This is a genomic window from Chryseobacterium sp. KBW03, from assembly GCF_003852415.1.
Taxonomy (GTDB): Bacteria; Bacteroidota; Bacteroidia; order Flavobacteriales; family Weeksellaceae; genus Chryseobacterium; species Chryseobacterium viscerum.
In genome coordinates, this window is the sequence record NZ_QAJO01000010.1 from 42258 (window position 1) to 61086 (window position 18829).

General features: G+C 40.9%; 18 protein-coding genes and 2 pseudogenes. 18 read left to right on the forward strand and 2 right to left on the reverse strand.

The annotated features are described in order from the left end of the window. Positions 1-9: 9 nt before the first annotated feature. From uvrA to DBR39_RS18445, 3 genes are all read left to right on the forward strand, one after another. Positions 10-2574: an excinuclease ABC subunit UvrA gene (gene uvrA, locus DBR39_RS18430; RefSeq protein ID WP_112376461.1), complete on the forward strand. Its 2565-nt coding sequence runs from the start codon at positions 10-12 to the stop codon at positions 2572-2574. Positions 2575-2617: 43 nt separating this feature from the next. Then, positions 2618-2749, forward strand: a complete 132-nt coding sequence (locus DBR39_RS24625; RefSeq protein WP_172957744.1) for a PQ-loop domain-containing transporter — start codon at positions 2618-2620, stop codon at positions 2747-2749. 411 nt (positions 2750-3160) lie between these two features. Further along, positions 3161-3892 carry a helix-turn-helix domain-containing protein gene (locus tag DBR39_RS18445; protein WP_124535553.1) on the forward strand — a complete coding sequence of 244 codons (732 nt, stop codon included), beginning with the start codon at positions 3161-3163 and terminating at the stop codon, positions 3890-3892. A gap of 115 nt (positions 3893-4007) precedes the next feature. Here the strand turns inward: DBR39_RS18445 and DBR39_RS24525 are convergent, their stop codons facing one another. Further along, entirely contained in the window at positions 4008-4661 is a 654-nt protein-coding gene (locus DBR39_RS24525; protein ID WP_262697080.1) for a zinc-binding dehydrogenase, read from the reverse strand. 105 nt (positions 4662-4766) lie between these two features. After that, a pseudogene (locus tag DBR39_RS24530) lies at positions 4767-5207 on the reverse strand (alcohol dehydrogenase catalytic domain-containing protein); the annotation flags it as partial. Between the two features lie 564 nt (positions 5208-5771). Here DBR39_RS24530 and DBR39_RS18455 point away from each other — a divergent pair. From DBR39_RS18455 to DBR39_RS18525, 15 genes and pseudogenes are all read left to right on the forward strand, one after another. Beyond that, positions 5772-6080: a DUF4134 domain-containing protein gene (locus DBR39_RS18455; protein ID WP_002981486.1), complete on the forward strand. Its 309-nt coding sequence runs from the start codon at positions 5772-5774 to the stop codon at positions 6078-6080. A gap of 41 nt (positions 6081-6121) precedes the next feature. Continuing rightward, a complete protein-coding gene (locus DBR39_RS18460; protein WP_027374818.1) occupies positions 6122-6946 on the forward strand; it encodes a DNA adenine methylase in 825 nt (274 codons plus the stop codon). A 1-nt stretch (position 6947) separates the two neighbouring features. Then, positions 6948-7304 (forward strand): DUF4133 domain-containing protein, encoded by a 357-nt coding sequence (locus DBR39_RS18465; protein ID WP_034722851.1) that lies wholly within the window; start codon positions 6948-6950, stop codon positions 7302-7304. A gap of 8 nt (positions 7305-7312) precedes the next feature. After that, positions 7313-9888, forward strand: a pseudogene (locus tag DBR39_RS18470) (TraG family conjugative transposon ATPase). A 21-nt stretch (positions 9889-9909) separates the two neighbouring features. Beyond that, positions 9910-10542 (forward strand): DUF4141 domain-containing protein, encoded by a 633-nt coding sequence (locus DBR39_RS18475; RefSeq protein WP_027374821.1) that lies wholly within the window; start codon positions 9910-9912, stop codon positions 10540-10542. A 15-nt stretch (positions 10543-10557) separates the two neighbouring features. Next, a complete protein-coding gene (traJ, locus tag DBR39_RS18480) occupies positions 10558-11583 on the forward strand; it encodes a conjugative transposon protein TraJ (protein ID WP_027374822.1) in 1026 nt (341 codons plus the stop codon). Positions 11584-11585: 2 nt separating this feature from the next. Then, complete coding sequence (gene traK / locus DBR39_RS18485; RefSeq protein WP_123865814.1) at positions 11586-12209, forward strand: conjugative transposon protein TraK; 624 nt, start codon at positions 11586-11588, stop codon at positions 12207-12209. A 55-nt stretch (positions 12210-12264) separates the two neighbouring features. After that, entirely contained in the window at positions 12265-12546 is a 282-nt protein-coding gene (locus DBR39_RS18490) for a hypothetical protein (RefSeq protein WP_002981471.1), read from the forward strand. After that, positions 12527-13861 carry a conjugative transposon protein TraM gene (traM, locus tag DBR39_RS18495; RefSeq protein ID WP_027374824.1) on the forward strand — a complete coding sequence of 445 codons (1335 nt, stop codon included), beginning with the start codon at positions 12527-12529 and terminating at the stop codon, positions 13859-13861. The genes DBR39_RS18490 and traM overlap by 20 nt, the downstream gene beginning before the upstream one ends. Positions 13862-13906: 45 nt before the next feature. Further along, complete coding sequence (traN, locus tag DBR39_RS18500; protein WP_262697078.1) at positions 13907-14767, forward strand: conjugative transposon protein TraN; 861 nt, start codon at positions 13907-13909, stop codon at positions 14765-14767. Between the two features lie 74 nt (positions 14768-14841). After that, entirely contained in the window at positions 14842-15336 is a 495-nt protein-coding gene (locus DBR39_RS18505; protein ID WP_228447868.1) for a conjugal transfer protein TraO, read from the forward strand. 15 nt (positions 15337-15351) lie between these two features. After that, positions 15352-15828 (forward strand): DUF3872 domain-containing protein, encoded by a 477-nt coding sequence (locus DBR39_RS18510; protein ID WP_027374827.1) that lies wholly within the window; start codon positions 15352-15354, stop codon positions 15826-15828. Positions 15829-16107: 279 nt separating this feature from the next. After that, positions 16108-16866, forward strand: a complete 759-nt coding sequence (locus DBR39_RS18515) for a helix-turn-helix domain-containing protein (RefSeq protein ID WP_124535561.1) — start codon at positions 16108-16110, stop codon at positions 16864-16866. Positions 16867-17002: 136 nt separating this feature from the next. Then, positions 17003-18517, forward strand: coding sequence for a DoxX family protein (locus DBR39_RS18520; protein WP_034722888.1), 1515 nt, complete (start codon positions 17003-17005; stop codon positions 18515-18517). Between the two features lie 31 nt (positions 18518-18548). Then, on the forward strand, positions 18549-18803 hold the full coding sequence (locus tag DBR39_RS18525; protein WP_100075202.1) for a hypothetical protein: 255 nt from the start codon (positions 18549-18551) through the stop codon (positions 18801-18803). Positions 18804-18829 lie beyond the last annotated feature (26 nt).

The window sequence follows — 18829 nt, forward strand, 5'->3', positions numbered from 1 at the left end:
CATTATTTTATGAAAATTTTTGGTAAAAATACAGAAGGCTCTAATAAGAGAGACCTTTCAGATCAAAGTCCAAGCGAACAGAATTCCGAGGGTTTTGTACGTGTCAGGGGAGCCAAGGAACACAATCTAAAAGATGTTGATGTCGATATTCCCAGAAATAAGCTTGTCGTGTTTACGGGGATATCGGGTTCGGGTAAATCTTCTCTTGCATTCGGTACGATCTATGCGGAAGCACAGCGAAGATATCTGGAATCAGTATCACCCTATGCAAGACGTTTATTTAATCAAATGAATGTTCCGGAAGTCAGTGCCATTCATGGACTGCCCCCGGCTGTTGCCCTGCAACAGAGCAGGGGAGGAACTACCGTCCGCTCTACAGTGGGAAGCGTAACGACTATTTCCAATTTATTGCGGATGTTATATTCCCGGGCAGGGGATTATCCGCCAAAACAGTCTATCATCTATGCAGAAGGATTTTCTCCAAATACGCCGGAAGGAGCATGTCCTGTATGCCATGGTATCGGACGCATCTACGATGTCACAGAAAAATCGATGGTACCGGATGATTCCCTGACAATACGTGAACGGGCTGTGGCTGCCTGGCCTTCGGCTTGGCAAGGGCAAAATCTCCGGGAAATTTTGATGACTTTAGGATTTGATGTCGATAAGCCGTGGAAGGATCTGCCGAAAAAAGACCGGGACTGGATCCTGTTTACCGATGAAACACCTACAGTACCCGTTTATTCAGGGCTGTCTGCAGCGGAGGTAAACCGGGCAGTGAAAATGAAATTGCCGCCAAGTTATATGGGAACTTTTACCGGTGCCAAACGCTATGTTCTGCAAACATTTGCAAATACCAACAGTCAGATGATGAAGAGACGGGTATCACAGTATATGCTGAATACGGAATGTTCGGAATGTCACGGAAAGAGATTAAAAAAAGAATCTTTGGCTGTAAAATTTGAGGGATTCGACATCGCTGATCTATCCAATCAGTCGTTATCTCAGTTGATGGCCATTTTTACCCCATATGCGGAGGGTAGATTTTTATCTAAAGATAAGGATAAACATCCCGAGAAAGCGATCGTTGCCCAAAATATTGCGATAGATCTCGTTGCCCGGCTAAAAATCATGATTGATCTCGGTCTGGGGTATCTTTCGCTGGAGCGGAGCACGCCAAGTATTTCCCCCGGCGAGTTACAGCGGTTAAGGCTGGCGACACAGGTACACTCAAATCTGTTTGGCGTAATTTACGTTCTGGATGAACCCTCTGCGGGTCTTCATCCTGCAGATACAGAAGCCTTGTTGGCAGTTTTGATAAAATTGAAAGATGCGGGCAATTCAATGTTTATCGTAGAGCATGAGGTTGATATTATCCGACATTGTGACTGGGTTGTGGATGTTGGGCCACAGGCGGGAGCCAATGGCGGGGAAATATTATATAGCGGTCCCCTGAAAGGACTACAATCTGTAGAACGGTCGGTAACCCGTCATTATATTGATCCGGTTCCTGTTACCAAAGAGGTTGTCAGGACAGCTGAACACTGGCTTCGTGCGAAGAATGTCACTAGAAATAATATCCAAAACCTGGACGTGTCAATTCCCTTGGGCGTTCTCACCAGTATTACTGGTACTTCAGGATCAGGTAAAAGCAGTCTGGTAAGTCAGGCGCTGGTAGACCTGATATCGGATTATTTGGGACAGGATATGGAGGAAAGTAGTGATGAACAACCTGAACTATCACAGGAAACCAATATTCATACTTCAGGTGTTATCACAGTCGGCATGGAACACATCAAACGGCTGGTACGAGTTGACCAAAAGCCAATTGGCAGAACACCACGTTCAAATCTGGCAACCTATACGGGGCTTTTTGACAGGGTAAGGCAATTATTTGCTGAAACTGAGCTAGCCAAAAAAAGGAAGTATGATGTGGGACGTTTTTCTTTTAATGTAGCCAAAGGACGATGTGCACACTGCAAAGGAGAAGGATTTGTTATGGTAGAACTGTTATTCCTTCCCAGTGTCTATACACCATGTCCGACCTGTAAGGGAACCCGGTATAATGACAAAACACTGGAAGTAAAGTATGACGATAAAAATATTGCCGAAGTTTTGGACATGACTGTGGATCAGGCCTGGGATTTTTTCAGCAGCGACAGGTCTTTAAGCCAAAGTCTTGAAGTCCTCAGACAGGTCGGTTTGGGTTATATACGTCTTGGACAGCCGGCCACAGAATTATCCGGGGGAGAAGCACAGCGTATCAAATTGGCATCGGAACTGCAGCGTACGCAAAAAGGGAAAACCTTGTACGTTTTGGACGAACCAACGACAGGACTGCATCCGTCTGATGTGGAAAAGTTGATAGGTCAGCTGAATTTTTTGGTTGATGCCGGAAATACCGTGATTACGGTTGAACATGATATGCATGTTGTGGCTTCCAGTGACTGGGTGATAGATCTGGGACCCGGTGCGGGTAAAGATGGCGGAAAGATTATTGCTGAAGGAGCTCCCAGGGATGTAGCTAAGAATAAGCAAAGCAAAACAGCTAAATATTTGGCTGCCTATGTTTAAAAAATGAGAATTAAAGCACGAAATGTCCGCTATTAACAAAATTATGAATACAGACTTAATTGGACTCATTGCAGGTGTCTTAACTTCATTTGCAATGATGCCCCAATTGATAAAGGTGATAAGAACCAGAAATGCGGATGACATTTCAATCCTAACACTTATTGTTTTACTTTGAGGCCTTTCCCTCTGGGTCTGGTATGGTTTCATGAAAGAAGATTGGCAGATCATCCTATCGAATGCCTTTGCCGTTATGGTTAATTTATCCCTCTTGGTTTTCTGTATTACTTCCAGAAAATGATTTAACAGGTGCAGATCCGAAATGTATGGCATCCTGCTATCAAATCTGGCGGCTGCAAAAATTGAGATTAAGCAAATTTTATTTGGTCAATAGTAAATATATAAAGACTTAAGTATGAAATCTTATCGGATAACTCCCGTAAATTTAAGCGACAGTTCTAAATTAGATTCCAGACTGGAGCACCGGAGGACTTTTAATCTTCCGAACTGTGAGCTCAACATATTTGAAACATTTCATAAAAGTGACAATGTAATACTTTCATAGAGTGGCGGATTGGTGGTTTCAAGTATGATGAGAGGTAAAAAAGTGATGTCCGTGGATGGTCAGGAGGCATTTGACTTTTTGCCCGGTCAAAGTGTGATCCTTCCTGACGGACTAACCATGAATGTAGGTTTTCCAGATGCAGATGAAAATCGTCCCGTACAATGTATCACTCTTACACTGGACTGGGATACTGTTCACAAAAATCTTGGCTATTTAAATGAGAGATATTCAAATCATCAGGCACCTTTTGAATGGAAACTTGATTTTTCGCATCAGCATTTCGAGAATAGCATGGAGCTGGTAACAAGTCTCAACAAACTTGTTAACCTTAGTATGGAGGAAGGTTTTGCAAAAGAGGCAATTGCGGACCTATCTCTTAAAGTGCTTCTATTGCGGCTTCTTCAGACCCAAAACCGTTTGTCAGTGAACAGCAATCAATCAATGTATGACAATCGAATTCAACCGGCAATCAATTACGTGCATAAGCACCTTACGGAAAAAATAACTGTTGAAAAATTGGCAAGAGAATGCTGTTTGAGCCAATCATCTTTTTATCAATATTTTAAAAATATACTGGGCATAACTCCACTGGAATTTGTTCTGCGCACGCGCATAGACCATGCAAAAAAAATAATGGCTGACAGTTCCGTTACTGTGACCGAAGCCTGTTATGCATCAGGTTTTAATAATGTGAATCATTTCATTAAAATTTTTAAAAGACTTGAGGGGCTTTCTCCGGGCCAATATAGACACTGATTAACGTAGATTGCTCGTTTAATATGTATGTAATTGGTTAAGCCGAGAAATTAAAAAAAGGTGGGACATTTATTCGATGTTCCACCTTTACTTTTTATTTTCGCTCTACGTGAGTTTACGAACGGTTTTTTATCATGCCATGTGGATCGATAATAAACTTTTTGCTTGAACCATCCGAAAAGTCTTTATAGGCTTGTGGTGCTTCGTCAAGGCTGATAACCTGCGGGTTCATGATCGTTTTCATTGAGATACGGCCCCATAGGATAGCCTGCATAATTTGATAATTGTAACGTCCAATTGGAGCCATTCCCGTTTGAATATGCAATGACTTAAGCCAACCTTTTCCCCAGTCGACAGTCAGTTTACCGTGCTTAGCGTTCTCATCACGTCCTCCTGGGTCAGAAGGAGTATAGATACCTGGAATCCCCATACCTCCGCTTGCGCGGACAACATCGAAAAGATCATTGATAACTGCATTGGGATTTTCTTTTTTGTAGTCTTCATCACCATGTCCATGTGCCTCATAACCTACGGCATCCACACCTGCATCCACTTCCGGTACTCCCAGAATCTGTTCGATCTGTTCTGCTACACTGGCATCAAGGGTAAGATCTACAGTTTCCATTCCCGCCTGTTTGACGAGTTCCAACCGTTCCTTGTTCATATCTCCCACAATAACACAGGAAGCTCCAAGAAGCTTTGCTGATTCTGCAGCACAGCGTCCCACAGGTCCGGCACCAGCAATATAAACGGTTGATCCTGTTGTCACACCAGCAGCGTATGCACCATGGTATCCTGTTGGAAGGATGTCAGATACTAATGTGAGATCTAAAATCTTTTCCAGCGCTTGTTCTCTATCAGGAAACTTAAGGAGCTGAAAGTCAGCATAGGGGATAAGACAATATTCAGATTGGCCACCTAACCAGCCTCCCAGGTCAAACCCATAAGCGCCAACAGGGGCATCCGGATTAACGGTCTCGCAGACGTCGGTATTTCCATTTTTACAGTTTCGACACCGTCCGCAGGAAACGTTGAAAGGCACTGAAACGATGTCACCTACCTTGATGAATTCTACGTCTTTTCCAATTTCTACTACTTCGCCTGTGATTTCATGACCCAATACGTGGCCAACGGGTACTGAGAAACGTCCCCTAAAAATGTGCTGGTCACTGCCACAAATATTTGTGGAGACCACTTTAATGATTACCGCGTGATGAATGTCCTTTCCCTTGGGGTTCTGGAATGTGGGATAGGCAATTTCATTTACTTCTAAGTTCCATGGGCCTTTGTAGACCACTCCTCTGTTACTAGCCATAATGTTTTATTTTGATGGTTTATAAATGTTTGTTTTCCCTCATTCTGTGAGGATTATAAATTAAAATTAAGCAATATTTAGTCTGGTAAAACATGTTGAACTCAGTAACGGAGAATGCTTATTCTAATATCAAGGATCGTTCTATTGCTCTGTGATCCAATTATGATGAGAATAGTAGAAACGTTGCTTTTTAAAGCACTTATAATTTATGGAGCGAGACCTATTTTTGTAAGATTTTAGTATAAAATTTTATCCAATAATGTTCGGGAATAATGACTTACAAGAATTTTATTTTTGGGATAAACCAAATCTGTAATGAATACTAAACGCGAATAAGTAAGATATGAATCAGTAAAAGAAATTACTGGAATCATTTTCAAAAAAATGCATAACCACCAGCTTCTAAGGCCTGACGGTTTTTTTGTTTCCCGGTACTCACATTAGGAAAACAACGGCAAACTTAGTACGTCTGATACCACCTGCCCCCAAATCCGATCCTATCTGCGACACCTTTGTTTCCAAGCCCGCAAAGGCTGGTATTACAAACTTAAAATGTAATGAAACATGAAAAAATCAAGACAAAAAATTCTGCTGGCGTTGCTGTTTATTTCGCTTATCAGCAATGGGGCTTTTGCGCAGGGAAATGGCGCTGCAGGTATTCAGGAGGCCACACAGATGGTTACAAGCTATTTTGATCCCGCCACCAAGCTGATCTACGCGATCGGTGCTGTGGTCGGGCTGATCGGCGGTGTGAAAGTGTACAACAAATTCAGTTCGGGTGACCCCGATACCTCAAAGACAGCGGCAAGCTGGTTCGGCGCATGTATCTTCCTGATCGTTGCAGCGACCATCTTAAGATCATTTTTCCTTTAGGCTAACCCTCTTAAATTTTTTCAATTATGGCAAATAATAAGATGGCCACGCCATTGACCTATTATGGCGGAAAGCAACAGCTTGCGAAGATCATTATTCCCCTTATTCCACCCCATTATACCTATGTAGAGCCGTTTGTGGGAGGAGGCGCAATTTTTTGGTCGAAACCAAGGTCTGAGGTTGAGGTGATCAACGATTACAACCGGGAGCTGATCAACTTCTATGAGATGGTGAAAAATCAGTTTGTTGAACTGGAAAAAATGATAAGGATCACACTACATAGCAGGTCGCTCCATAGTGATGCGCATGTGATCTATAATAATCCCCATCTCTTTGACAGATTACAACGGGCCTGGGCAGTCTGGGTGTTATGTAACCAGTCTTTCAGCGCAAAAATCGGCGATTCATGGGGTTACGATGTACGGGAGCATACCTCTTCCAAAAGATTGAGCAATAAGCGTGCGTCATTCTGTGAAGATTATGCGATACGCCTTCAAAATGTTCAGATCGAAAATACGGATGCCATTAGGATCATCAATTCACGTGATCACGAAAAGGCTTTTCACTACTGTGATCCGCCTTATTTTAACAGTGACTGCGGTCATTACGATGGGTATAGCAAACATGATTTTGAATCTCTGCTATTGTGTCTATCCCATGCGAAGGGAAAGTTTCTTTTGAGCAGCTACCCGAGTGATATCCTGAACAAATTCAGCCGCGATCTTGACTGGCACACTGTCAAAATGCAGAAAGAAGTGCTGGTCGATAAACATTCGGGAAAAGTACCCAAGAAAAAGATCGAAGTACTTACCGCCAACTATGACCTGGATATCGTGCAAGGAACGCTAAACTTTAAATCATACTGAAATGAGGACCTGGAATATAAATAAGGGTATCGGCTGTACAGTTGAATTCAAAGGTTTGAAAGCCCAGTATCTTTTTGGATTTGCCGGTGGGCTATTACTGGTACTTATCCTTGTCATGGTGCTGTATATGGCGGATGTAAATATGTATGTCTGTCTTTCGGTAGGATTTATTTCCGCTTCCCTGAACATCTGGAAAACTTTCAGCCTGAACAACAAATACGGCGAACATGGACTGATGAAATTAGGTGCAAAAAGAAAGCATCCACAATATATCATCACCCGTAAACCCGTGCAATCTTACCTAAATTACCCAGCTGCGAGAGGTAAGAAAAATCAAAATTTTAACACTAAATCTTAATGGTTATCATGAGAAATATCTCTAAAACAACTACGTTGGAAAGCCGTTTTCCCCTCCTTGCAATTGAGAATGATTGCATCATTTCGAAAGAGGGAGACCTTACGGTGTGTTTCCGTCTAAGGCTACCGGAAATTTTTACAGTGGGCACGGATGTGTACGAATCAATTCATTCCTCCTGGAGTAAAGCGATCAAGACTTTGCCGGAATATAGTATCCTGCACAAACAGGACTGGTATCTAAAGGAAAACTATCAGCCGGATCTGGAAAAAAGTGAACATAGTTTTTTATCGCGTTCTTTTCAGCTTCACTTTAATGAGCGGCCGTTTCTGAACCACTACTCCTATATTTTTCTGACGAAAACGACAAAGGCTCGGATGCAGTCCCAGAGTAATTTTAGCAGCTTGTGCAAAGGTAATCTTGTTCCCAAAGAAATAAAGGATAAGGAAGGAATGCGGCGTTTTCTGGAATCGGTGAGCCAGTTCCAGCGTATTATCAATGACAGTGGTCATATAACAATGGATCAGCTGGGTGAAGCTGAAATTCTGGGAAGTGAAGGGAAATCCGGAATCCTTGAACAGTATTTTACATTGTCGCATGAGACCAATCCCGTTTTGCAGGATATGGCTCTGGGAGCAGAAGAAGTCAGAATCGGAAGCAAAAGGATGGTACTTCATACCTTATCCAGTACCGATGATCTTCCCGGTACTGTTTCTGACTGCAATCGGTACGACAGACTTTCAACAGATCGCAGCGACTGTATGTTGTCTTTTGCCAGTCCTATGGGACTGATGCTCAGTTGCGACCATATCTATAACCAGTACCTGTTCATCGATAATAGTTCTGAAAACCTCAAAAAATTTGAGAAGTCAGCCAGAAATATGCATTCACTGGCACGTTATAGCCGGGCAAACCAGATCAATAAGGAATGGATAGAACGTTATCTGAACGAGGCTCATTCCCACGGATCGCCTTCAATCAGGGCGCATTACAATGTCTTCGCATGGAGTGAAGACCGACAGGAGCTACGCAACCTGAAAAATGATGTAGGAAGTGCGCTTGCGCTAATGGAATGCAAGCCCCGCCATAATACCGTAGATGCTGCCACTTTATACTGGGCGGGAATTCCCGGCAATGCCGGCGATTTTCCTTCAGAAGAATCCTTTTACACTTTCATCGAACCGGCACTATGTTTTTTTACGCAGGAAACCAACTATCAGGATTCGCTTTCTCCTTTTGGGATTAAGCTTGCGGACAGGCTGACGGGCAAACCCGTGCACGTCGATATCAGTGACCTACCGATGAAAAAGGGGATTACGACGAATAGAAACCGTTTCATTCTAGGTCCAAGCGGGGGCTGGCGGGCTATTCTTAATTGAGTAGCCCGCCAGCCCACTCAATAAATGGAAGTGGAAAATCATTCTTTACCAATCATATGGTGAGACAGTATTATGAACAGGGAACTCATGTGCTTTTGGTAGATACAGGTAATTCCTATCAGGGGCTTTGCGAACTGATCAAAGGGAAGACAAAAGGAAAAGACGGTGTTTATTTCACCTACACCGAGGACAACCCAATCTCATTCAATCCGTTCTTTACCGAAGACAATGTCTTTGACATCGAGAAAAGAGAAAGCATTAAGACCTTGATCCTGACCTTATGGAAAAGGGACGACGAAGCTCCCAAACGTAGTGAGGAAGTGGCACTGTCCAATGCAGTCGCAGGATATATCGAAAGGATTAAAAACAGTAATGAAATACCATGTTTTAACGGATTCTACGAATACGTGAAAGGCGACTACAAAAAAGTCCTTTTGGATAAGGAAGTACGGGAGAAGGATTTTGATCTGGCGAACTTTTTAAATGTGCTGGAACCCTATTATAAAGGCGGTGAATACGACTACTTACTAAACTCAGAAAAAGAGCTTGATTTGCTTAATAAGCGATTTATTGTTTTTGAAATTGATGCGATCAAAGATCACAAAATCCTGTTTCCGGTAGTTACGATCATCATCATGGAGGTCTTTATCAATAAGATGCGGCGGTTAAAAGGAATCCGTAAAATGATACTTATAGAGGAGGCGTGGAAGGCCATAGCGAAAGAAGGAATGGCTGAATATATTCGTTATTTATTTAAGACCGTCAGGAAATTTTTTGGTGAAGCTATCGTGGTGACTCAGGAAGTGGATGATATCATACAGTCTCCGATAGTCAAGGAAACAATTATCAATAACAGTGACTGCAAGATCTTACTCGACCAGCGGAAATACGCTAACAAATTTGACGACATCCAAAAAATGCTCGGACTTACGGAACGCGAAAAATCGCAGATACTTTCGATCAATCAGGACAATGATCCAAAGCGCAAATATAAGGAAGTATGGATCGGACTTGGAGGAACGCATTCGGCGGTCTACGCGACAGAAGTGAGCGAGCAGGAGTATCTGGCATACACCACGGAGGAATCGGAGAAAATGGAAGTGATGGATCTATCCCACGAAATGGGCGGCGATGTGGAAGCTGCCATCAAAAAGATTTCGCTTCGGAAAATCAAAGGGCTTTCGGCCACAGACAATGCAAAAAATTAAATAATCCTAAAATTTTAAAGAATGAAAAATTTATTAATGACCGTGCTGATGTCATTATTACTTGTCATCACACAAAAGGCAAATGCACAATGGGTAGTTACTGATCCAACCAATCTGGCTTCAGGAATATTGAACTCCGCCAATGAAATAGTACAAACCTCAAGTACAGTAAGCAATGTGGTCAAGAACTTCAATGAAGTTAAGAAAGTTTATGAACAGGGTAAAGAGTACTACGACAAGCTGAAGGCAGTCAATAACCTGGTTAAAGATGCAAGAAAAGTTCAGCAGACCGTTTTACTGGTCGGGGATGTAAGCAACTTATACGTCAACAATTTTGGGAAAATGCTGAACGATAAGAATTTTTCTACTGCCGAGCTGGTAGCGATAGGAAACGGTTATTCCGCGTTGCTTAACGAGAGTACTGAACTGCTGAAAGAACTTAAGCAGATTGTCAGTTCAAGCAGCTTATCATTGAATGATAAGGAGCGTATGGAGATTATCGACCGAGTGTATAAAGAGGTTAAAGAATACCATAGCCTTGTAAGATATTACACCAATAAAAATATCTCTGTGAGCATCCTACGAGCTAAAAAGCAGAATGACACGAAGCGCGTCATGGACTTATATGGCACAGCTAATCAAAAATATTGGTAACAAATTCTGACAGTTATGGAATTTAACAACTTACATGAGATCCTAAGAGGTCTCTATGATGAAATGATGCCCCTTTCTGAAACGATGGCTGTTGTAGCAAAAGGCGTGGCGGGTCTGGGCGCACTGTTCTATGTGGCGCTAAAGGTTTGGCAGGCATTAAGTAGGGCAGAGCCAATTGATGTTTTTCCACTGTTAAGACCATTTGCGATAGGCATGTGCATTATGTTTTTCCCTACAATCGTTCTAGGGACAATTAACGGAGTACTTAGTCCAATTGTTAAGGGAACTCATTCAATGTTGGAAGGGCAGGTACTGGATCTCAATACCTTGCAACAGCAAAAAGATGTACTGGAAAAGGAAGCGATGCTACGGAATCCTGCAACAGCTTATTTGGTATCGGACGAGGAGTTTGACAAAAAGCTTGATGATCTGGGATGGTCATTTGATGATATCGCAACGATGGTCAGTATGTATAGGGATCAGGCAGTCTACAATATCAAGCAGGAAATCAAAAAAGAATTAAGGGAAATCCTAGAACTACTGTTTCAGGCTGCGGCGCTGGTGGTTGATACGATCCGGACTTTCTTTTTAATCGTTCTTTCGATACTGGGGCCGATTGCATTTGCCATATCTGTCTGGGATGGATTTCAGAGCACTCTTACCCAGTGGCTCAGCAGATACATAAGTGTTTATCTTTGGCTTCCTGTGGCCGATCTTTTCAGTGCCATGCTTGCGAAAATAAACGCGATGAGTGTACAACGGGATATAGAACTATTAAGTGATCCCTCATTTGTTCCAGATCCCGAGAATAGTGTTTACCTGATTTTTATGATCATAGGAATTGTTGGATACTTTACCATTCCAACTGTTACCAGTTGGATTATTCAGGCTGGCGGTGCCGGAAACTTTACCCGTAACGTAAGTCAGGCCGCCATGCGCACAGGAAATGTTGGTGCAGCTGCGGCTGGAGCAGCAGTGGGAAATATTGGTGGTCAGCTGCTGGATAATAAAAGTAATGGACAAGGACAAAAAAGCAATTGATTATGGAATTCAGAATGCTAAGAAACATTGAAAATAGTTTCAAACAGATTAGGCTTTACGCGATTGTCTTTGCTGTATTGTGCCTGAGTATAACAGCATTTGTGGTTTGGAAGTCTTATTCTTTCGCTGCATTGCAACGTGAAAAGATTTACGTATTGGACAATGGAAAGTCACTCATGTTGGCACTTTCTCAGGATGCAACAATAAATCGACCTGTTGAAGCCCGTGAGCACGTCAGAAGATTTCATGAGCTATTCTTTACGCTGGCCCCTGATAAGGCTGCCATTGAAAGTAATATGAAACGAGCTTTTGATCTTGCTGACAAAAGTGCCTTTGATTACTATCGTGATCTGTCCGAAAAAGGTTATTATAATCGGATCATATCAGGAAATGTGCAGCAACGTGTAGAAGTAGACAGTGTGATCTGTGATTTTAATTCGTACCCATATTCTGTAACTACCTATGCTAAACAGTTCATCATACGATCGAGTAATCTTACCCGAAGAAGTCTTGTCACTTCGTGTAATCTGCTTAACAGTGTGCGATCTGATACCAATCCACAGGGCTTCCAGATCTTAAAATTTTCAGTCCTTACCAATAAAGATGAGGAAGTGATAGAGCGGTAGAGAAAATTAATTCTCTCCATAAAAGGGGGAGGCGTTATGGTTCAAAATTTAGAAAATGAAAAATATTAGAACAACAATTGATAATGAGCTTGAGAAGCTCGATCTAAGATGGCGGAATTTACCCGTCCGCAAACAGATCAGATATGTACTTTATCTATTCGCATTCTACCTGCTTATGGGCGTAGGTGTGCTGGTCAAGGTATTTTATGATCTGGGAAAAGGGGATAAAATCGATATAAGCCATATTGAGGTGCCCGCAGTAATTCATAATGAATCTTCTTTGAAAGATTCTGTTAGAAATCCTAAAACTATACACAATGGAAGAGAAAGAGAATAAGAGGATCAGTTTAATTGTGGATGAAGATTCTACAGAAAATCCGGAAAGTAGTTCCTCAAAAAATGATAAGCTTAAAAAGCCCATCATCTTTGGCCTGATGGCCATTGTTTTCATCGCCTGTCTTTACTTAATATTTAAGCCTAAAAATAGTGGTGGGGAAAATAAAGACAAAGGTTTAAAAAATGCCGTGCCCGAGGCAACGGATAAAGGACTGCAGGCCGATAAACAAAAAGCATATGAAAAAGAGATGGTTGAGGAAAGGGAAGCCGCAAAGCGTAATTCCCTGATGTCTTTGTCAGATTATTGGAGTGGTGCAGACACATCGGTTAACGGTGAAGCTCCAGTTTCGAAGATTATTGCAGGAAACTCTGGGGGATATGGGATCGGCGGTGCACAGAATAGTTCGTTGAGCAGTTATCAGAATGCACAGCAAACTCTGGGCTCTTTTTACAGGGATGATGACCGTGAGAAATTGGCGCTGCGCAAACAGGTAGATGAACTCAAAGATAGGCTTTCAGAAAAAGATGTCCCGCAGGCACCTACCTATAAGGATCAGCTCGCATTAATGGAAAAATCATATGAAATGGCTTCGCGCTATCTTCCGTCAGCAAATGCGGTACCCGCGAGCACTACGGTCAATGTTGGTCAGAATTTGGATTCAACTCCAGTTAAAAAAAATGCTTTACCAGGCAGTAAAGGGAAAACCGAAAGTTTGAAGGGTGTTAAAAAAAGCGTTGTCTCAGCCCTGTATAGGGAAGAGGACGCATCGGAGATTTTAAACGGGATCGCAGAGCGTAACATGGGCTTTATAACGCCCGGACAGGTTACCCAGAGCGATATTGTCAGCAACAGTATACATGCAATGGTGATGGAAACAAAAACATTATCAGGCGATGGGTCACTAAAGTTGAGGCTATCCGAAAATGCAACCATTGGCGGACATCATGTTCCCAAAGGAACCGAACTGGTTGCCGATACCAAATTTCAGGGAAACAGGCTGCAGCTAAAGATCAGCTCAGTTGAAGTATCCGGAAATATAATTCCCGTTGAAATTCTTGTTTACGGCACGGACGGTCAGCTCGGGTTACTTGTCCCACGAACAGATGAGATCAATGCAGCAGGAGAAATCGCGGCTAACATGAGCCAGAGTTCAGGAATGAATATTTCGATGTCACGTTCTGCGGGCCAGCAGGTTGCCAGTGATCTGAGCCGGGGCCTGATACAGGGAGTTTCCGGCTTTTTTTCTAAGAAGCTAAGAGCTGTTAAGGTTACAGTGAGATCAGGGCATCCGGTACTGCTGTTGACAAAAAAGTAATATAACAACAATAATAATACTATGATATCAATCAAAAATATACTTATGATCCTGCTTTTTGTATCACTGTTCATCAAGACCTTTGGACAACAGTCTCTTGAAGCGGGAAGGGTCGAACCTTATAGGCTGGAAGTTACCTATAATAAAACCTGTCACCTGATTTTTCCGGTAGCGATCAGGTACACAGACCTGGGATCGAATTATCTGATTGCGGAAAAAGCTGAGGATGCGCAGAACGTCCTGCGTATAAAGGCCGCGGTTAAGGACTTTGCAGAGGAAACCAATTTTAGCGTGATCACAGAGGATGGGCAATTTTATAGCTTTAATGTTATTTATAATGCTGATCCTTATACGTTGAGTTATGATCTAAAGAAAATGAAAACTGATGTTGAGCGTGAGGAGGGAAGAAACGTTCAGTTTGAAGAGCTCGGTTTTAATCTTCCATCTTTAACAGAAGTTGTACTGAAAACGATCTATCAACAGAATAAAAGATATGTACGGCATATCGCTGCCAGATCCTATGGCATTCAGTCAATTCTTAAGGGAATATATGTCCACAATGGAAAGTTTTATTTTCATCTAGAAATGAAGAACAGATCTAATGTGCCTTTTGTCGTTGATTTCTGTACATATAAAATAGTGGATAAACAGATTGCGAAAAGAACAGTGTCTCAGGAAAAACAATTAGTTCCTATAAGGCAATATCCCGGTCTTGAAGTAATCTCGGATAATTCAATTGCTGGCAACGTCATACTTCTGGATCAGTTCACAATCACCGATGACCAGGTGCTCAGAATTGAAATTTTTGAAAGGAATGGCGCAAGGAACCAGGTTTTGGAAATTGAAAATTCGGATCTGGTTGCCGCAAAACCCATATCTGAAATGAAGATTAAAGTCACTCAGTAAAGCAGCGAATTATGAAAAAATATATCATCTTTTTGGTACTGGCCATTTTGAGTATAAAATTACATGCTCAGAGAATGGTGTTTAAGCAGAAATCTTTGGAAATTAATACGGGACTTCTAAATACAGAAAGGGTAGGCAAAGATTTCTATTTAAATCTGACACTCAACAGTTTTGCAAAACATGGCAACTACTGGATCTGGGGACTGGAATATCAACGAAAGACCATAGATTACAAAAATTGGGAAATCCCTTTGGAGGACTTTCTGGGAGAGATAGGGTATAGTAAGAAGCTTCTATCGGATGCAAGGAAAGTTATTACGCTAAACGGAGGTGTAACAGCAGTTGCAGGCTATGAATCTGTCAATAGGGGCGACAGCATACTTTTTGATGGCGGCCTTCTAAAAAACAAAAATGGATTTGTTTTTGGGACGGGCGGCCGATTGTCGCTCGAGACGTATCTTTCAGACCGAATCGTATTTATGCTGCAAGGTCGTATAAGGGTTTTATGGGGAACCGATCTTGAGCGGTTTAGACCATCGACGGGCATAGGCTTACGTTTTAACTTTTAAAAATCAGAGAATAAAATGAAATATATATTTAATACGATGAAAATGTCGATAGGTTCGGCTTTTCTAGGCTTTATTGCCATTCTTGGTATTACATTACTTTCCGGTTGTGAGAAAGAGGTTTTGGATGTGCAGGAGGTTTTTCCTTTTGAAGTGAAGGTGATGCCTGTTCCAAAGGAGATCGGGATTGGTGAAAGTGTGGAAATACGCTTTTCCATAATTTCCTCTGGAAACTATACAAATAATACATATCGGCTAAGGTATTTTCAAAATGATGGGCAGGGCAGTTTAAATTATGCGGGATATAAACCTTATTTGCCAAACGATCTTTATCCGTTGGGAGAAAAAGAATTTCGCCTGTATTATACATCAGAATCTTTAGTTTCACAACAATTTGACGTGTGGATAGTTGATAGTTTTGGTAATGAAAAGCAAATTTCTTTTCAATTCAATAACAAAAAGCTAGGTCCGATCATTATTGGGCCGGTTAGATAATTTGTTTCATAAATTTTGTGATATTTGTAAAGCAGAAACCATACACTACCAGAGTGGAAGCATGCTTGTTAGGACAGCCATTAGGCTGTCCTTTCTTGTTACAATTAATAGTTTGGCGATTAAGTTCGGGCACATTAAATGTGATTTGTACATTATTATTTCATTATTAGGGTAAAAAGATTAAATTGACCATACGATAGACCATATATTACACTATACGGAAACTTATTTTATTGCTGAAGCTGACATCGGTCTTTTAAGATAACAAAATAAGATACAATGAATTTCTACATCGTCGCATTATTGGATGCTTTAGCTGAGCAAAATCTATCTATATTTTGCAAACTAAATTTTGTGAAGTCCGCAGTCCTTTTTTCTGATCTGCATGTAATATCTAAGCATTTTAAAGTCGTTACTGATTTTTATTTTTCTTTTTTAAAAAACCTTGAATTCATACCGGAAAATGCGTTTACCAAAGATCATTTCGGCTATTACAGCTTTGCGGAAGATAATGGTTATGATCGGTCGATTAAAGAGGTGGTACGTAATCTTAACCAGACTAGGCCTGCATTTAATGATGTATTTCCGGTTCAAGTTCGTTATACGGATCAAAGTAATATGCATTTGGTAGTAGGTTTATGCCGGGCAGAGAGTGTAAAGAGGGGCTTTTTGCATCTAGTTGATCTCAATTTACCTAAAGAGGAAATTAAAAACACCCCTCAAAATGTTATTTATGTTAAGGAGATAGTGAAATCCTATAATCCCAATAATAGCCAGACGTTAAAGGAATTTATTGAAAGCCAAGGATATAATTATAGTCATTTTCAACGTGACTGTAAAATTTGCTTTGGCGATTCTTTCTACAGTTTTTGGTTAAAGGGAAAAATGCTGGATGCTGTAGGCGATATTATATTTACACCGATGAGCTTAAAGGAAGTGGCATTTAAAAACAGATTTCTGGATTATCAGAATATGTATAAAGCTTTTACGCGTCATAGCGTCGGTCTGACAACAATTCCTCGATTAGCTAATTTATAATTCCTTTAGTTACTATTGTACATACTTTTGTTGCATATTGGTATAAGTTTATTGCATATTGGTATATAATTGTTAATATTGTCAATATTTATTTTTAGCACAAGACCGAAATTTGTCATAATCAATGCCAGCGATTATGATAAGCTTCATAAAAAAGTATTTTGTACAGACGGTAAGCATTCTTCTTGCATTGCTTTTTATATATGCTGCTGCCAGTAAGTTGTTGGACTTTGCAAACTTCCAGGTACAACTTGCTCAGTCTCCTTTATTAAGTGCGTACGCAGGAATTATATCATACCTGATCCTGATAATCGAATTTGTGGTAGCAATTGCGTTATGTTTGCCCGCTAGCAGGCTTCTAGGGTTATACGCATCACTGGCATTAATGATCGCTTTCACTATTTACATCTACCTCATATTGAATTATAGTGATTTCATACCCTGTAGTTGTGGAGGTATACTGGAAAAATTGGATTGGAAAGAACATCTTATATTCAATATTTGCTTTGTTTTATTATCTTTTGGTGCAATCGTGGCGCTCAGTAGGAACAGCGGTTTTAAAATGCGTACAACTTTAGCTTTTACGACTATTACAACTGTGCTGAGCTGCGGAATTGTAATTTTATTATTTCTAGGGTCAGAGCACATTGTGAAAAAGGAAAATAATTTCACAAGACGCTTCCTGGTTCATCCAGTTATTGAAGAAAAAAAGATTCTTGACCTGGGCAGACCTGACTATTATTTTGCTGGTTATGATGATGAACATATCTATCTTGGAAATAGGATCTTTCCGCAGATTTTGACGACCGCAGATACAGCACTCAATAGCATGCAGTTAATGAAGATCGAGCCAGACAATATGAACCATAAATTTTCTAATTTGAGGTTGCAGGTCAATAATGGATTTTACTATTTTTATGACGGTACTATACCAATAATTTACCGTGGTAGATTAGGAAATCCACATGCTAAAACTTTAAGTTTTCAAGATGCCTATTTTAATCAGCTTATTGTTTTGGATTCAGCACGGTTTGCGCTGAGAACACAGAGCAGCGCGACGAAACAATTTACACTGGCACTCCTTGATCTAAATTCAGACCCTAAGATAAAGTTATTTCCAGAGCATTTAAAAAAGCAGATCGATGGTGTGTTCGATGTAGATGGTAACATAACTTATGACAAGTCTCAGAACAACTTGATTTACACCTACCTCTATAGAAATGAATACCTAATTATGGATAATCGGCTTAGGTTAAAGAATACGTTCAATACTATTGATACAACACGTATTGCCCAGATCAAAATAACAAAACTTGCTGACGGTAGACACAAAATGAACGCACCCCCATTGAAGGTAAACCGTCAGAGTGTTGCATTCGGTGGAGTACTCTTTAACCAATCTGATCTCATGGGTAAGCTTGAATCGAGGGAAGCTTGGAAAGCCGCGAAGGTGATAGATATGTATAGAACCGACCGACAGGAATACATTGGAAGCTTTTACATATATAATAAAAAGGAGATGAAAATGCATGATTTTTTGATAACTGAGAAATATATGTATGTTCTACGTGGAGACGAAGTGGTAAGGTACCGCATTCGCGATATTATCAAAAAAAATTACGTAAGAGGGGAAGCCGAAAACCTCCACTAAGAGTAGGCAGAGAAATTATAAACAAATTAAGATGAAAAAATTATTATTGCCTGCACTCATTGTAGCAATGGGTGCCGGAGCAGCAGTTGCCGGAAACATGGCAAAATTTAACGAAACAGCTTATCGCTTTGATGAAAGCCAAGGTCTGTGTATTGAGACCGAACAAATGTGTGGTGAAGAGGAAACCAATCCTGTTTGTACCTGGTCTGCTGATAATTCTGTGGAATTGCAAAGATTTATCAGTCCAACAGAATGTGGAAAGGTTCTGCACGAAATCTTACCTTAGACGTTGGCTTTAAATGTGAAAGGGAT

Bases quoted from the DNA above. Each gene is read 5' to 3' on its own strand.
- uvrA (WP_112376461.1), top strand. From the start codon at position 10: ATGAAAATTTTTGGTAAAAATACAGAAGGCTCTAATAAGAGAGACCTT.
- DBR39_RS24625 (WP_172957744.1), top strand. From the start codon at position 2,618: ATGAATACAGACTTAATTGGACTCATTGCAGGTGTCTTAACTTCATTT.
- DBR39_RS18445 (WP_124535553.1), top strand. From the start codon at position 3,161: ATGATGAGAGGTAAAAAAGTGATGTCCGTGGATGGTCAGGAGGCATTT.
- DBR39_RS18455 (WP_002981486.1), top strand. From the start codon at position 5,772: ATGAAAAAATCAAGACAAAAAATTCTGCTGGCGTTGCTGTTTATTTCG.
- DBR39_RS18460 (WP_027374818.1), top strand. From the start codon at position 6,122: ATGGCCACGCCATTGACCTATTATGGCGGAAAGCAACAGCTTGCGAAG.
- DBR39_RS18465 (WP_034722851.1), top strand. From the start codon at position 6,948: ATGAGGACCTGGAATATAAATAAGGGTATCGGCTGTACAGTTGAATTC.
- DBR39_RS18475 (WP_027374821.1), top strand. From the start codon at position 9,910: ATGAAAAATTTATTAATGACCGTGCTGATGTCATTATTACTTGTCATC.
- traJ (WP_027374822.1), top strand. From the start codon at position 10,558: ATGGAATTTAACAACTTACATGAGATCCTAAGAGGTCTCTATGATGAA.
- traK (WP_123865814.1), top strand. From the start codon at position 11,586: ATGGAATTCAGAATGCTAAGAAACATTGAAAATAGTTTCAAACAGATT.
- DBR39_RS18490 (WP_002981471.1), top strand. From the start codon at position 12,265: ATGAAAAATATTAGAACAACAATTGATAATGAGCTTGAGAAGCTCGAT.
- traM (WP_027374824.1), top strand. From the start codon at position 12,527: ATGGAAGAGAAAGAGAATAAGAGGATCAGTTTAATTGTGGATGAAGAT.
- traN (WP_262697078.1), top strand. From the start codon at position 13,907: ATGATCCTGCTTTTTGTATCACTGTTCATCAAGACCTTTGGACAACAG.
- DBR39_RS18505 (WP_228447868.1), top strand. From the start codon at position 14,842: ATGGTGTTTAAGCAGAAATCTTTGGAAATTAATACGGGACTTCTAAAT.
- DBR39_RS18510 (WP_027374827.1), top strand. From the start codon at position 15,352: ATGAAATATATATTTAATACGATGAAAATGTCGATAGGTTCGGCTTTT.
- DBR39_RS18515 (WP_124535561.1), top strand. From the start codon at position 16,108: ATGAATTTCTACATCGTCGCATTATTGGATGCTTTAGCTGAGCAAAAT.
- DBR39_RS18520 (WP_034722888.1), top strand. From the start codon at position 17,003: ATGATAAGCTTCATAAAAAAGTATTTTGTACAGACGGTAAGCATTCTT.
- DBR39_RS18525 (WP_100075202.1), top strand. From the start codon at position 18,549: ATGAAAAAATTATTATTGCCTGCACTCATTGTAGCAATGGGTGCCGGA.